This window comes from Zestomonas ipomoeae (assembly GCF_057128665.1).
This window is the reverse complement of sequence record NZ_JBSKHQ010000005.1, coordinates 133,077-148,377: the sequence shown is the minus strand read 5'-3', so window position 1 is coordinate 148,377 and position 15,301 is coordinate 133,077. Positions and strand designations below refer to the sequence as shown.

Here is a 15,301-nt window from a genome sequence, read left to right as displayed (position 1 = left end):
CACAGGACTTTCTGGATGAGCTACGACTCCGTTTTCAAACCCGGCCTGTTCAGCGGCCAGACAGTACTGGTCACCGGCGGCGGTAGCGGCATCGGTCGCTGTACCGCCCACGAACTGGCGGCCCTCGGCGCCCATGTGGTGCTGGTCGGGCGCAAGCCGGAAAAGCTCGAACGCACCGCCGGCGAAATCATCGAGGACGGCGGCAGCGTCAGCTGGCAAGCCTGCGATATCCGCGACGAGGAGCAGGTGCGTGGCATGGTCACCGCGGTGATCGCCGCCCGCGGGCCGATCCACCACCTGGTCAACAACGCCGGCGGCCAGTTTCCGGCGCCACTCGCCTCGATCAACCAGAAGGGCTTCGAGACCGTGGTGCGCACCAACCTGGTGGGCGGTTTTCTGGTGGCCCGCGAGGTGTTCAACCAGTCGATGAGCCAGACCGGCGGCGCCATCGTCAACATGCTCGCCGACATGTGGGGCGGCATGCCCGGCATGGGTCACTCCGGCGCGGCACGGGCCGGCATGGAGAACTTCACCAAGACCGCAGCCTTCGAGTGGGGCCACGCCGGCGTGCGGGTCAACGCCGTGGCGCCGGGCTGGATCGCCTCCAGCGGCATGGACACCTACGAGGGCGCGTTCAAGGCGGTGATCCCGACCCTGCGCGAGCACGTGCCGCTCAAGCGCATCGGCACCGAATCGGAAGTCTCGGCGGCCATCGTCTTCCTGCTCTCCCCGGCCGCTGCCTTTATCAGCGGCACCACGTTGCGTATCGACGGTGCCGCCAGCCAGGGCAGCCGCGCCTTCCCGCTGTTCGCCGCCAAGCCCGGCCAGCAGCAACCCTACAACGGCTTCCACAGGGCCTACCTGCCCGATGTGTTGAAAGAGTAAGTGCCATGCCGATCATTCGCTCCGACATCGACGCGCATGGCGAAGCCTTCGCCGCCAACCGCGAGGCCATGCTGGCGGCCATCGACAGCTTTCGCGCGGTGGAAGTCCTGGTGCAGGAGAAGGCGGCCAGCGCCAAGGCCAAATTCGAAAAACGCGGCCAACTGCTGCCCCGCGAGCGCCTGAACCTGCTGCTGGACGCCGGCAGCCCGTTTCTCGAACTCTGCTCCCTGGCCGGCTACAAGCTGCACGACGACAAGGACGGCACCCTGGCCGGCGGCGGCATCATCGCCGGCATCGGCTACGTCAGCGGCGTGCGCTGCCTGGTGATCGCCAACAACAGTGCGATCAAGGGCGGCACCATTTCCCCCAGCGGCCTGCGCAAATCGCTGCGCCTGCAACAGATCGCCCAGGAGAACAAGCTGCCCATCGTCACCCTGGCCGAGAGCGGCGGCGCCAACCTGACCTACGCCGCCGACATCTTCATCGAGGGCGCGCGGGCCTTCGCCAACCAGGCGCGACTGTCCGCCGCCGGCATTCCGCAGGTCACCGTGGTGCACGGTTCATCCACTGCTGGGGGCGCCTATCAGCCGGGGCTGTCGGATTACGTGGTGGTGGTGCGCGGCAAGGCGAAGATGTTCCTCGCCGGCCCCCCGCTGCTCAAGGCTGCCACCGGAGAAGTCGCCACCGACGAGGAACTGGGTGGCGCGGAAATGCACGCCCAGGTCGCCGGCACTGCTGAATATCTGGCCGAGAACGATGCGGACGGCGTGCGCCTGGCCCGCGAGATTCTTGCCGCGCTGCCGTGGAATGCGCAGTTGCCGCCTCGCCCGCAGCGCCGCTTCGAGGAGCCGCTGTACCCGGTCGAGGAGCTGCTCGGCGTGGTCCCGGCCGATGCCAAGAAGCCCTACGACGTGCGCGAGATCATCGCCCGCATCGCCGATGGCTCGCAGTTCCTCGACTTCAAGAACGAGTTCGACAGCCAGACCGTCTGCGGCCACCTGAGCATCCAGGGCCACCGCTGCGGGCTGATCGGCAACAACGGGCCGATCACCCCGCAGGGGGCGGCCAAGGCGGCGCAGTTCATCCAGCTGTGCGACCAGAGCAACACGCCGATCCTGTTCTTCCACAACACCACCGGCTTCATGGTCGGCACCGAGTCCGAGCAGCACGGCGTGATCAAGCACGGTTCCAAGCTGATCCAGGCGGTGGCCAATGCCCGCGTGCCGAAGCTGACCATTGTCGTCGGCGGCTCCTACGGCGCCGGCAATTACGCCATGTGCGGCCGCGGCCTCGACCCGCGCTTCATCTTCGCCTGGCCGAACAGCCGTACCGCAGTGATGGGTGGCGCCCAGGCCGGCAAGGTGTTGCGCATCGTCACCGAGGAGAAACACGCCAAGGAGGGCAAGGAAGCCGACCCGAAGATGCTCGACATGCTGGAGATGGCCACCGCGCAGAAGCTCGACAGCCAGTCCACCGCGCTCTACGGCACCGCCAGCCTGTGGGACGACGGCCTGATCGACCCGCGCGACACCCGCACCCTGCTCGGCTACCTGCTGGACATCTGCGCCGAAGCCGAGGTGCGGCCACTCAAGCCCAATACGTTCGGGGTGGCCCGGCTTTAATCCCCTCTCCCTCCGGGAGAGGGTTAGGGTGAGGGGCAGCCCCCAACACCCTAACCCCAGCCCTCTCCCAAGGGGGAGAGGGAGTCAGAACGAGGAGAACAACAACAATGATCTTCACCCAGGAACACGAAGAACTGCGCCGCACCGTGCGCAACTTCGTCGAGAAAGAAATCAACCCGCACGTAGCCGAATGGGAAAAGGACGGGCGCTTCCCGATCCACGACATCTTCAAGAAGGCCGGCGCGCTGGGCCTGCTGGGCATCTCCAAACCGGAGAAATTCGGCGGCATGGGCCTGGACTACAGCTACTCCATCGTCGCCGCCGAGGAATTCGGCACCATACATTGCGGCGGCATTCCCATGTCCATCGGCGTGCAGACCGACATGTGCACCCCGGCCCTGGCACGCTTCGGCTCCGATGAACTGCGCGAGGAATTCCTCAAGCCGGCAATTGCCGGCGAGATGGTCGGCTGCATCGGCGTCTCCGAGGTCGGCGCCGGCTCCGATGTGGCTGGCATGAAGACCAGCGCGCGCAAGGACGGCGACGACTATGTGATCAACGGCAGCAAGATGTGGATCACCAACTCGCCATCGGCCGACTTCATGTGCCTGCTGGCCAACACCTCGGACGGCAAGCCGCACGCCAACAAGTCGTTGATCATGGTGCCGATGAATACGCCCGGCATCAGCGTCAGCCCGCACCTGGACAAGCTCGGCATGCGCAGTTCGGAGACCGCCCAGGTGTTCTTCGACGAGGTGCGCGTCCCGCAGCGCAACCGCATTGGCGCCGAAGGCGCGGGTTTCATGATGCAGATGCTGCAATTCCAGGAAGAGCGCCTGTTCGGCGCGGCCAACATGATCAAGGGCCTGGAGCATTGCGTCGACGTCACCATCGACTACTGCAAAGACCGCCAGACCTTCGGCGCGCCTTTGATCGACAACCAGGTGATCCACTTCCGCATGGCCGAGCTGATGACCGAGATCGAGGCGCTGCGCGCGCTGGTCTACCAGGCCACCGAACAGTACGTGGCCGGCAAGGACGTCACCCGCCTCGCCTCCATGGCCAAGCTCAAGGCCGGCCGCCTCGGCCGCGAGGTCACCGACGCCTGCCTGCAGTACTGGGGTGGCATGGGCTACATGTGGGACAACCCGGTCTCCCGCGCCTACCGCGACGTGCGTCTGGTGAGTATCGGCGGCGGCGCCGATGAAATCATGCTCGGCATCATCTGCAAGCTGATGGGCATCCTGCCCGGTAAGAAGAAGGGCTAACCGTAGGGTGGACGTCGCTCTTTACGTCCACCGCCACGACTGAGCCGTAGGGCGGGTGCAACCCGTCAGCCAAACCGTTGCGGCGGGTTTCACCCGCCCTACACCGAGGTATGTGATGAGCGACCTGCCCCGCTGCGAAACCCTGCTGCTGAGCCTCGAAAGTGGCGTATTGCACGTCACCCTCAACCGTCCGGACAGTCGCAACGCCATGAGCCTGGCCATGGTCGGCGAGCTGCGCGCCACCCTGGAAGCCGTGCGTCATGACCCGGACGTTCGCGCTATCGTCCTGCGCGGCGCCGGCGGCCACTTCTGTGCCGGCGGCGACATCAAGGACATGGCTAGCGCCCGCGCAACCGGCGCCGACGGCTATCGCGATCTCAACCGCGCCTTCGGCAGCCTGCTGGAAGAAGCCCAGGCAGCGCCGCAGACGCTGATCGCGATGCTCGAAGGCGCAGTACTCGGCGGTGGTTTCGGCCTGGCCTGCGTATCCGACATCGCCATTGCCCAGGTCAATGCCCAGTTCGGCCTGCCGGAAACCAGCCTGGGAGTCATTCCCGCACAGATCGCCCCCTTCGTGGTCCAGCGCATCGGCCTGACCCAGGCCCGCCGCCTGGCACTGACCGCCGCCCGCTTCGATGGTCGCGAAGCCGAACGCCTGGGGCTGGTGCACCTTTGCGAGGACGACCAGGCCGCGCTGGAACAGCGCCTGGCGGAGACCCTCGCGCAGGTCCGCCGCTGCGCCCCCGGCGCCAACGCCCAGACCAAGGCGCTGCTGCTGGCCAGCACCCGCGAACCACTGGCCCCCTTGCTGGACAGCGCCGCCGAGCGGTTCGCCGCCGCGGTAACCGGTGCGGAAGGCGTCGAAGGCACCCTCGCCTTCGTGCAGAAGCGCAAGCCCGGGTGGGCCCAATGATGGATCGGGCGGACTGTCACGACCGACCAAGCTCGTAGGGTGGATGTCGCTATTCACATGCACCGGTGGATCGGTAAAGCGCGATCCACCCTACGCGAAAGCAGCCCGATATTCGGGACGTATAGCAGGAGCCCATAAATGCCCGCCTTCACCAAGATCCTCATAGCCAACCGTGGCGAGATCGCCTGCCGCATCATGCGGACTGCCCATGAGCTGGGCTACCGCACGGTCGCCGTCTACAGCGAGGCGGATGCCGACGCTCGCCATGTCCAGCTGGCCGACGAGGCGGTGTGCATTGGCCCGGCGCCGGTCGGCCAGTCCTACCTGAATATCGAGGCGATCCTTGACGCCGCGCGCCTGACCGGCGCCGAGGCGGTCCATCCTGGCTACGGCTTTCTTTCAGAGAACGCCGGCTTCGCCCAGGCCTGCGCCGACGCCGGGCTGGTGTTCATCGGGCCCAGCGTCAAGGCCATCGAGCTGATGGGCAGCAAGCGCCTGTCGAAGATCGCCATGCTTGAAGCCGGGGTGCCCTGCATTCCCGGCTACGAGGGCGCCGAGCAGGACGACGCCCGCTTCGCCCAGGAAGCCGAACGCATCGGCTATCCGCTGATGATCAAGGCCAGCGCCGGCGGCGGCGGCCGCGGCATGCGCCTGGTGCACCGGGCCGAAGACCTGGCCGCGCAGCTGAAGAGCGCACGCTCCGAAGCGCTCAACGCCTTCGGCAGCGCCGAGCTGATCCTGGAAAAAGCCGTGCTGCGGCCCCGTCACGTGGAAATCCAGGTATTCGGCGACAGCCACGGCCACCTCGTGCACCTGGGCGAGCGCGACTGCTCGGTACAACGCCGCCACCAGAAGGTCATCGAGGAGGCGCCCTGCCCGGTGATGACCGCCGAGCTGCGCCAGGCCATGGGCGCGGCGGCGGTCAAGGCTGCGGCGGCGGTGGACTACGTCGGCGCCGGCACCGTCGAGTTTCTGCTGGATGCCTCCGGCGACTTCTACTTCCTGGAGATGAACACCCGACTGCAGGTCGAGCATCCGGTCACCGAGTTGGTTACCGGCCAGGACCTGGTGGCCTGGCAGCTGCGCGTCGCCGAGGGCCTGCCGCTGCCGTTGACGCAGCAGGAGATCCGCTTCCACGGCCATGCCATCGAGGTACGCTTGTATGCCGAAGACAGCGCCCGGGACTTCCTGCCACAAACCGGCAACGTGCTGCGCTGGGAGCCTGCGCAGTTCGCCGGCATTCGCCTCGATCACGGCCTGGTCGAGGGCCAGGCCATCAGCCCGTTCTACGATCCCATGCTGGCCAAGCTGGTCGCCTACGGTGCGACCCGGGACGAAGCCCGGCGCAAGCTGCTGCGCGCCGTGGAAGACTGCGTGCTGCTGGGGGTCAAGGCCAACCAGCGCTTTCTCGCCGCCCTGCTCAAGCACCCCGAGTTCGCCGCCGGCCACGCCACCACAGCCTTCATCGATAGCCACCTGGCGGGTGATGCCAGCCTCAGCCCCCAGCCCGCGGCAGCCACCGAACTGGCCCTGGCCGCTGCATTGCTGTACCACGGCACATCCCGCGCCCACCAGGCGGCGCTGTTCGGCTGGAGCAATGCCGGTGGCGCCATCTGGCGCCTGCTGCTGCAACAGGGCGAGCAGCGCCATGCGGTGGAACTGACGGTACTCGAAGGCGGTGCCCAGCCCAGCCTGCGGGTTCGCACCGGCGACCAGGCGCTGCAACTGCGTCTACTGCAGGCCGATGGTCGCTGGGCGCAGGTCGAGCTCAATCGGACCCGCCAGCGGGTCGCCTATCACCTTGCCGGGGAGCGCCTGTGGCTCTACACCGACAACGGCAACCTTGAGCTGACCGACGTCAGCCACGCACCGGCCGAGGTTCAGGACGCCGCGGCCGGTGGCCTGCTGCGCGCACCGATGGACGGCGCCATCGTCGACCTGCTGGTCAGCGAAGGCGACGCGGTGGAAAAAGGCCAGCTGCTGCTGGTGCTCGAAGCGATGAAAATGGAGCACCCGCTGAAGGCGAGCACCAGTGGCATCGTGCGCCGCGTGCAGGTACGCCGAGGGGACCAGGTCAAAGGCCGCCAGGGGCTGATCGAGGTGGAGGCGAAATGAACATCTGGCGGTCCACTGCGACAGCCGGCACGCTGCCTGGCTTCGCGAGCGGCAATAATGGCGAACTGCCCAAGCAGCGACCATCATTGCTGCGAGCACTCTTAAGGATCCGCCAACTTGTCTGCAGTTCAAGACACCGCACCTTCGTACCTGCGTGCGACCTTCACCCGCCGCACCCTGCCCGCCATCATCGGCCTGCTGCTCCTGGCCCTGGCCGCGATGGTCGTGGCCCTGCTTTTGATCGCCGCTGCCCAGGACCGGCAGGCACGCGACAGCAGCCTGTTCTTCGCCGGCAAGGCGCTGGATACGCGCCGCGCCGGTATCGCCCGTACGGTGATGGACAACGCCTTCTGGGGCGACGCCTACGAACACCTGAACAAGCGCACCGACCTGGACTGGGCCTACTACCGGGAGAGCCTGGGCCCGTCGCTCTACGAAGACTTCCAGTACGAGGGCGTGCTGGTGGTACAGGCCGATGGCAGCACCAGCTATTCGGTGATCCGCGGCGAACTGGCCGATGTGGATGCCCACCAGTGGCTGCAGGGTGGCCTGCCGGAATTGCTGGAACAGGCGCGCGAAGCCGTGACCGATGAGGAAAGCGTGACCGGCCTGCTGCTGGCCGACGGTCGCCCGGCCCTGGTCGCCGCCGCCCAGTTCACCACCGGCGGCGACGAAGCGGTGACGCCCAGCCCGGAGCCGGCGGCCGTACTGCTGTTCGTCTACGTCCTGAGCGAGGAAAAGCTCATCGACCTCGGCAACGACTTCGGCCTGACCCGCCTGCGCATCGCCAGCGTCGATGAGCCCCACGCGCTTTCCCTGCCCCTCGCCCTGGTGGACGGCACGCCTCTGCAGCTCGCCTGGGACCCGGCGCGGCCCGGACGCAGGGTGCTGGTCGTGCTGCTGCCGATCGTCGCCCTCGCCGCGCTGGTACTCGCACTGCTGACCTGGCTGGTGCTGCGCCATGCCCTGCGCACGGCGCGGCTGATCGACGCCGGCTACGCCGACCTGCTGCGCAGCCGGGAAGCCCTGGCCGCCAGCGAGGAGCGTTTCCGCGACGTTGCCGAGGCCGCGTCCGACTGGCTCTGGGAGATCGACGCCGAGTACCGCCTGACCTACCTCTCCGGGCGCTTCCTCGCGGTCACCGGCCATCACCCCGAGGACTGGCTGGGACGCCCGCTCACCGAGCTGCTGGAAAGCGAAGGCATGCCGCTGCCCGCCTGGCTGCATTCCTCCCGGCACCTGCCGCTGCGTTGCCGCTATGCGGAGGAAGACGGACGTCGCCGGATCTGCCGCATTGCCGCCCGGCCGGTACTCAAGGGCGGCCAGGAGCCAGTTGGCTATCGCGGGACCGCCAGCGACATCACCGCCGAAGTGGAGGCCCACGCGCGCATCCTGCACCTCTCCCAGCACGATGCCCTCACCGGCCTGCCGAACCGCACCCGCATGAGCGAGTTCCTCGAGGGCAAGCTGGACCTGCTGGCGGAAAAGACCGGCAGCCAATTGGTCATGCTCAGCATCGACCTGGACCGCTTCAAGCCGGTCAACGATGCCTTCGGTCACGCCGCCGGCGACCATGTACTCAATGAGGTCTCCGAGCGCCTGCGCCATACCCTGCGCGAGGGCGACCTGGTGGCGCGCCTGGGCGGCGACGAATTCATCCTGGTGCTCGACGGCCTGACCTGTCGCGAGGATATCGAAAAGCTCTGCGGGCGGCTGATCGAGCGGCTCAAGGAACCTTTCATGGTCGAGGGCAACCTGGTGTTCATCGGTGCCAGCATCGGCATCGCCATGGCCCCGCACGATGCCCTGTGCGCCGACGAATTGCTGCGCTGCGCGGATGTCGCCCTGTACCAGGCCAAGGCGGACGGGCGCGCCTGCTGGCGCTTCTTCTCCAGCGAGATGAACGAGCGCCTGGTCGAGCGCCACCAGTTGGAACGCGACCTGCGCGAAGGGCTCCAAGGAAACCAGCTGCGCCTGCATTTCCAGCCGCGCTACAGCCTCGACGACCAGGGCCTGGCCGGCGCCGAAGCGCTGGTTCGCTGGCAGCATCCCCAGCGCGGCCTGCTCTCGCCGAACAGCTTCATCCCGGTGGCGGAAGACAGCGGGCTGATCGTTCCGCTCGGCAATTGGGTCCTGCACAGCGCCTGCCAGCAGGCCATGCACTGGCCACAGCAGATGCGGGTATCGGTGAACCTCTCGCCGGTGCAGTTCCGGCGCGGCGACCTGGTCGAGGAAGTACGCCAAGCCCTGGCGGAAACCGGCCTGCCGGCTGCCCGCCTGGAACTGGAGATCACCGAGAGTGTCATGCTTGAGGACGCGGAAGGTGCGTTGCATACCCTCAACGCGCTGAAGGCCCTGGGCGTGTGCCTGTCGATGGATGATTTCGGCACCGGCTACTCCTCCCTGAGTTACCTGCGCACCTATCCGTTCGACAGCCTGAAGATCGATCGCAGCTTCGTCTCCGGCATCCATGCCAATCCGGACGACCGCGCCATCGTTCAGGCCATCATCGGCCTCGGCCGCGCCCTGGACATGAAGGTGGTGGCCGAAGGCGTGGAATACGAGGAACAGCTGGCCCTGCTACGCCTCGACCACTGTCACGAGGCCCAGGGCTACCACCTGAGCAAGCCGTTGCCGGCGGAGGAGCTGAACGTCCTCATCCAGCGACAGCCGGAAGTTTCCCATCCGTGAAAAGGAGATTCAGACATGACACTAGGCGGTAAGACCCTGTTCATCACCGGCGCCAGCCGTGGCATCGGCCGTGAAATCGCCCTGCGCGCCGCGCGCGACGGCGCCAACGTGGTGATCGCGGCGAAGAGTGCCGAACCCCACCCGAAGCTTTCCGGCACCATCTTCAGCGTCGCCGCCGAGGTGGAAGCGGCCGGCGGCAAGGCCCTCGCCCTGCAACTGGACGTGCGCGACGAGCAGGCGGTGAAGGCCGCCATGGCCCAGGCCGCCGAGCACTTCGGCGGCATCGACGCGCTGGTCAACAATGCCGGGGCGATCAAGCTGCTCGGCGTCGAGCACCTGGAGCCCAAGCGCTTCGACCTGATGTTCCAGATCAACACCCGCGCGGTGATGGTCTGCAGCCAGGCAGCCCTGCCCTACCTGAAGCAGAGCGCCAATGGCCACATTCTCAACCTGTCGCCGCCACTGAACATGGACAGCAAGTGGTTCGCCCAGCACGGTCCCTACACCGCCACCAAGTACGGCATGAGCATGCTCACCCTGGGCATGAGCGAGGAGTTCAAGAAATACGGCATCAGCGTCAATGCCCTGTGGCCGAAGACCATGATCGCCACCGCCGCCATCGAGTTCGAACTGGGCAGCCGCGACGCCTTCAAACGCGCCCGCACCCCGGCGATCATGGCCGACGCCGCCCATGCCATCCTCGCCAGCGGCGGGCGCAGCATCACCGGGCGTCTGCTGATCGACGAGGAGCTGCTCAGTGAGCAGGGCATGCGCGACTTCGAGCACTACCGCTTCGACCCCGAAGGTGGCTCGCTGATTTCCGACCTTTTCGTCGACTGAGGGAAACCGCCGGGTCGAGGGCGGGTGGCCAGCTCCCCCGCCCCGTTCGACCGACCAAGACGCCATTTGCCCGTCTGCCCTCGCCTGACCGCGCCAGGGCCATGGCTGCCAAGGACGCCCCCGGCTAGCCTCGCCGGATAACCACGACAAGCACGAAAGCCATGACTGACCTGATCTCCCCAGCCCGCTTCATCGCCCACCTGCCCCATCATCTGCCACGCCTGCCGCGCTTGTTGCGCGGCCTCTACTACACCAGCCTGCGCAACCGCGAGAAGCAGCTCTCGCTGGCCTGGGCCCTGGAGCGCGCCACCGCCCGGCACGGCGACCGCCCGGCCTTGCTGGAGGAGCACCGGCGGCTCAGCTACGCCGAGTTCAACGCCTGGGCCAACCGCCTGGCGCGGGCGCTGCAGGCCGATGGCGTGGGCCACGGCAGCGTGGTCGCGGTGATGCTGGAGAACCGTGGCGAAATGCTGCTGGTGCTCGCCGCCCTGGCCAAGCTCGGCGCGGTGTCGGCGCTGATCAACCATACCCAGCGCGGCGCGGTACTAGTCCATAGTCTCGATCTGGTGGAACCCGGTTATCTGGTGGTCGGCGAGGAATTGCGCGACGTGTTCGAAGCGGTCGGTGGCGACATCGCCGCACACTATGCGCCGCGCTACTGGATCGCCGAGGGCGATAGCCTCGCCCACCCCGGCGAGGCACCGGCGGGGTGGCGCAATCTGCTCGCCCTGGCCAGCGGGCAGGCGACGCACAACCTGGCGCAGAGTGCGCGCATCAAGCTCAAGGACCCCTGTTTCCTGATCTACACCTCCGGCACCACCGGTCTGCCGAAGGCCTCGATCCTCAGCCATGGCAGATGGCTCAAGGCCTACGGCGGCCTCGGTCACTGCGGCTTGGGCCTCGGCGAGCAGGACGTGCTCTACCTGACGCTACCCTGTTACCACAACAATGCCGTCACCGTGTGCTGGAGCGCGGCGCTGTCCGGCGGTGCGGCCATCGCCCTGCGCCGAAAATTCTCCGCCAGCGCCTTCTGGCGCGACGTCGCACTGTTCCGCGCCACCAGCTTCGGCTATATCGGCGAGCTGTGCCGCTACCTGCTCAACCAGCCAGCATGCCCGGAAGAACAAGGCAACAGCCTCACCAGCATGATCGGCAACGGCCTGCGTCCATCGCTATGGGGCGAGTTCAAGCAGCGCTTCGGCATCCAGCGCATCACCGAGTTCTATGCCTCCAGCGAAGGCAATATCGGCTTCACCAACCTGTTCAACTTCGACAACACCGTGGGCTTCACCCCGGCGCCCTACGCCATCGTGCGCTATGACCTGGACAGCGACCGGCCGCTGCGCAATCGCAAGGGCTTTCTGGAGAAGGCCGGCAAGGGCGAAGCCGGCCTGCTGATCGGCGAAATCAGCGCCAAGTGGCCGTTCGATGGCTACAGCGATCCGGCGAAGAACGAGGCGGCAATCCTGCGCGACGTGTTCAAGAAGGGCGACGCCTGGTTCAACAGCGGCGACCTGATGCGCGACATCGGTTGCCGTCATGTGCAGTTCGTCGACCGGCTCGGCGATACCTTCCGCTGGAAGGGCGAGAACGTCTCCACCACCGAGGTGGAAAACCAACTGGGCGCCCTCGCCGGCATCGAGGACGTGGTGGTCTATGGCGTAGAAATCCCTGCCACCAACGGGCGCTGCGGCATGGCCGCATTGCGCCTCGGCGACGGTGCGACATTCGATCCCAAGGCCCTGGCCAGCCATCTCGACCGCACCCTGCCGGCCTATGCCGCGCCGCTGTTCGTGCGCCTGCTCGCTCAGGTGGAAACCACCGGCACCTTCAAATACAAGAAGGCCGACCTCAAGCGCGAGGCTTACGACCCGGAGAAAACCACCGACCGACTGTTCGTGCGCTTGCCTGGTAGCGATACCTTCAGCCCACTGGGGGGCACGCTGCACCAGGCCATCCTGCGTGGGGAGTACCGCTTCTAGCGCTTGAATTCGAACTGCAGCTCGGCGCCGCCGAAGGTCCGGTCATCGTCGTATTCGTCGTCCAGCAGGCGACCATGCAACTGGAAGGTATCGCTCGAACCCACCCGGTTGTCGAAGAACTCCGGCAGCAGGGGCGTATCCGGCAGGGGCTCCAGGGGTTGCAACTGCTTGACCACATCCTTGGGCAGGCTCAGATCCAACTCCACCTCGGGCAACGCTCGCTCGGTGGGCTTGGCGGAGCCAGAGCGATCATCGGCCGACGCCCTGGACTCGGCTGGCGCGACCTTGGGAACCGCGATCGGCAAAACCATCGCCGGGGCTTCCGGCCCGCTATCGGACGACGCCGGCTCCTGCCCGCCGGCGGCCAGCAGCCATGGCAGGCACAGCGAAACGAGAATGATTTTTCTATCCATGCGTGAAAAATAGCCGATCAATTTGCACCCCAGGGCCCCACACGTCGGGAGCGTGGGGCGCGTCCTCCAGGCCCGAGCGCACATCAGCGCCAGGCTTGCAGCGGCTCGCTGTTCACCCCCTGCCATAGCTCGGCACGCGGCAACTGTTCAGCCGGCAACCAGAGTTCGCCACTGGCCTGCAAGGGCTCGGCCGGCAGCGCCAGCAGCTCGGCTAGAGCCAGGCGCCGGCGCTTTCCGGCGTCGCCGTCCACCTGCCAGTCGTGCTCGAAGGACCGTAGCACCAGCCCCTCGTCATCGAACGCCTCGAACAATGGCATAAGACCGACGCAACCTGGGCGGCTGCGCAGCGTACGCTCTCGCACGTCGAGCAGCAGCAACCGCCAGACGTCGCTCTGCGCATCGTCCGCGGCGGAGTCCAGGCGGTCGATGAAGCGGGTCAGCGCCAGGTAGCGGCCATCCGCCGACCAGATCATCGCCGGGCCGAGATTGGCCAGGGCGCAACCGCTGGCTGTCAACAGGCAACCACCCTGGCGTGGAGAGCGTTCGCGCACGTAACTGTCCTGATATTCGCTTTGCGCGCCGAACAACCAGGCGGCGTCACGGCCGCTTGGCGCCGGCAGGACGAAATCGCCCTCCGCATTAGCCGCTGGCGGCGCCTCGGCCAGTCGCCAGGCTGGCGCCCTCTGCAAACACCCCTCGCCCACCTGCACGTCGAAGCGCTGGTAGTACAGGCGCGATCTGTCGCGCGGCGAGAGAAAGGCGGCGGCACGCTGCGGCCCCGGCGCTGCCTCGCTGAAGCGCCTCAGTGGCTCGCCGGCCTCGTGCTCGGCAAGCCGTCCAAGAACACACAGCAAGCTCAATCGACCGGCACGAAAATCCATCAGGCACGCCACCGGGTGTGGCAATTCGAGTTCCAGCAAACGCTCATGCTCGACATCGACCACCACTACCCGGCTGGGCGCGGCTGGTGCCTGGGCGAACGTCACCAGCGCCAGATAGCGGCCACAGTCGGATACGCGGTGATCGAGCAGCCATTCGCCGGCCAATTGCCAATCACCGATGCGACAGGTGTAGGCACCGAGCCGGCCGTCGTGGCTGTCGTACCGCCAGTGCAGCTGCGCCCGCTGCCCGTGCATGAGGCAAGCACTGAATACCCGTACCTCGCCACGTTGCCCCTTGGCATCGAGCGGTTGCGACAGGTGCAGCCCAGCGGGCTGCAGCGTACCGGGCAATGCGCGGCCGTGGAGATCATGGCCGATCACTACCTCCGTCTCGCCGTGTACACGGGAAAGGCCATAGCCGAAGCCGAGGTGATCGGTCTGAGGCGTCGCCAGGTAACCTTCGAAGCGGACCGTCTGCCGTTCCAGGCTAATCGGCAGGTCCCAGCAAAGTCCCGGCTCATCCGCCGATTCCTGCCACGGTTGCGCTAGTGCCCGCCAGCCCTGCCCCGCCTGCCAGAGCCAGCAAGCCTGCGGCCAACGCTGTGTAGCCTGCTCGGTACGGGCACGGCACACCAACGCCTCGCCATCCGCGCGCCAGACCAGGGTCTGCTGGTCATCCAGCAGCAGGCCGCTGGGCTCGCCGTCCAACTCCAGCCGATAACTCGGATAGCGCAACGGCTGGGTGGGTTGCTCCAGTTCACGCAGGCTTTCCGGCAGGTAGGGATGCCCACACAGGCGATGCCGGCCTCCGGGTGCGACGGACAGCCATGGATGATGGTCGGACAGCGCCTGCCAATGCCCCGGCAACAGCCAGAGATCGGCCACCGCCACCAGCTCCTGCATGTCCGCCCGGGCCAGAAGATCCTGGAGGCGGGCGCCATGGGCCTGGTTCGCCACCAGCGGGCTATGGCGCCCGCAGAGCTCGGTGTCGCTGAAATCGTCCAATTCCCAGAAGCGGTCATCCTGCTGGCAGTGATAGACACGCCGCGCCTGGCGATCGAGGATCAACAGGCCCCAGGCCTGGCGCGAGGGTATCGGCGCGGCGAAGTAGCGGCCATCGCGGGAAAAGCGTGCCGAGGCGCCGATGCCTTCGAGCAGCACGCCGTCGGGGAACAGATAGTCGTAATACACCGGGCCGCCCATGGCGATCTCGCCGCCATTGAACAGTCGGATCGGCTGGCCCTCGGGCGTTTCTTGCGGTTCGTCTCCGCCCCAGGCGCTGGCACCCGGCCCGGCTGGCGACGCAGGGCTCAGGCCGAGCCGGCGTTCGTACTCGGCCTGCCCGGCAAGGCCCAGCACCGCACAGGCAAGCCCTGCCACGACGCCCCAGGCCCCCGGCAACGCCAGGGCCAGGGAAATGGCGAAGCCGAGCAGCACGGAGGTAAGCAGACGGCTCAACGTCTGCGCTCCGGCCGTGCCCAGCCAGGCCACCAATGTCAGCAGACCCGCGAGCGACGCGACCAGAGCCAGCGCCCAGAGCGGCGGCAACAGCGCGACCGCCCAGATCGGCACCAACAGCATGGCCAACTGCCACAGCAGTAGCACCAGCAGCGCCGGCAAGCTGCGGTCCGGATCGATGGCCATGCGGGGCGTCCTAGGGCTGTGAAAGATCCGGGCATGCTAGCCGAATG

General features: G+C 67.0%; 10 protein-coding genes. 8 read left to right on the top strand and 2 right to left on the bottom strand.

The features are described from left to right. Positions 1 to 15: 15 nt before the first annotated feature. The 8 genes from ACWKV7_RS08675 (at position 16) to ACWKV7_RS08640 (ending at position 12,316) form a co-directional block, all read left to right on the top strand. Positions 16 to 885 (top strand): SDR family oxidoreductase, encoded by an 870-nt coding sequence (locus ACWKV7_RS08675; protein ID WP_483857261.1) that lies wholly within the window; start codon positions 16 to 18, stop codon positions 883 to 885. A 5-nt stretch (positions 886 to 890) separates the two neighbouring features. Beyond that, a complete protein-coding gene (gene atuC / locus ACWKV7_RS08670) occupies positions 891 to 2,507 on the top strand; it encodes a geranyl-CoA carboxylase subunit beta (protein WP_483857260.1) in 1,617 nt (538 codons plus the stop codon). Positions 2,508 to 2,614: 107 nt separating this feature from the next. Next, a complete protein-coding gene (atuD, locus tag ACWKV7_RS08665; protein ID WP_483857259.1) occupies positions 2,615 to 3,775 on the top strand; it encodes a citronellyl-CoA dehydrogenase in 1,161 nt (386 codons plus the stop codon). A gap of 115 nt (positions 3,776 to 3,890) precedes the next feature. After that, a complete protein-coding gene (locus ACWKV7_RS08660; RefSeq protein WP_483857258.1) occupies positions 3,891 to 4,688 on the top strand; it encodes an enoyl-CoA hydratase/isomerase family protein in 798 nt (265 codons plus the stop codon). A gap of 138 nt (positions 4,689 to 4,826) precedes the next feature. After that, positions 4,827 to 6,803, top strand: a complete 1,977-nt coding sequence (locus tag ACWKV7_RS08655) for an acetyl/propionyl/methylcrotonyl-CoA carboxylase subunit alpha (RefSeq protein WP_483857257.1) — start codon at positions 4,827 to 4,829, stop codon at positions 6,801 to 6,803. A 117-nt stretch (positions 6,804 to 6,920) separates the two neighbouring features. Beyond that, positions 6,921 to 9,494: a bifunctional diguanylate cyclase/phosphodiesterase gene (locus ACWKV7_RS08650; RefSeq protein ID WP_483857256.1), complete on the top strand. Its 2,574-nt coding sequence runs from the start codon at positions 6,921 to 6,923 to the stop codon at positions 9,492 to 9,494. Positions 9,495 to 9,509: 15 nt separating this feature from the next. Beyond that, the gene (locus tag ACWKV7_RS08645) at positions 9,510 to 10,334 is read left to right on the top strand and encodes an SDR family oxidoreductase (protein WP_483857255.1); all 825 of its coding nucleotides are present in this window, start codon (positions 9,510 to 9,512) and stop codon (positions 10,332 to 10,334) included. 161 nt (positions 10,335 to 10,495) lie between these two features. Further along, the gene (locus tag ACWKV7_RS08640; protein WP_483857254.1) at positions 10,496 to 12,316 is read left to right on the top strand and encodes a long-chain-acyl-CoA synthetase; all 1,821 of its coding nucleotides are present in this window, start codon (positions 10,496 to 10,498) and stop codon (positions 12,314 to 12,316) included. On the opposite strand, the gene ACWKV7_RS08635 is transcribed toward ACWKV7_RS08640, so the two are convergent. Both ACWKV7_RS08635 and ACWKV7_RS08630 read right to left on the bottom strand, forming a co-directional pair. Next, on the bottom strand, positions 12,313 to 12,729 hold the full coding sequence (locus ACWKV7_RS08635) for a hypothetical protein (RefSeq protein ID WP_483857253.1): 417 nt from the start codon (positions 12,727 to 12,729) through the stop codon (positions 12,313 to 12,315). The two genes, ACWKV7_RS08640 and ACWKV7_RS08635, sit on opposite strands and share 4 nt — an antisense overlap. An 83-nt stretch (positions 12,730 to 12,812) precedes the next feature. Continuing rightward, positions 12,813 to 15,254 carry a hypothetical protein gene (locus ACWKV7_RS08630; protein WP_483857252.1) on the bottom strand — a complete coding sequence of 814 codons (2,442 nt, stop codon included), beginning with the start codon at positions 15,252 to 15,254 and terminating at the stop codon, positions 12,813 to 12,815. Positions 15,255 to 15,301 lie beyond the last annotated feature (47 nt).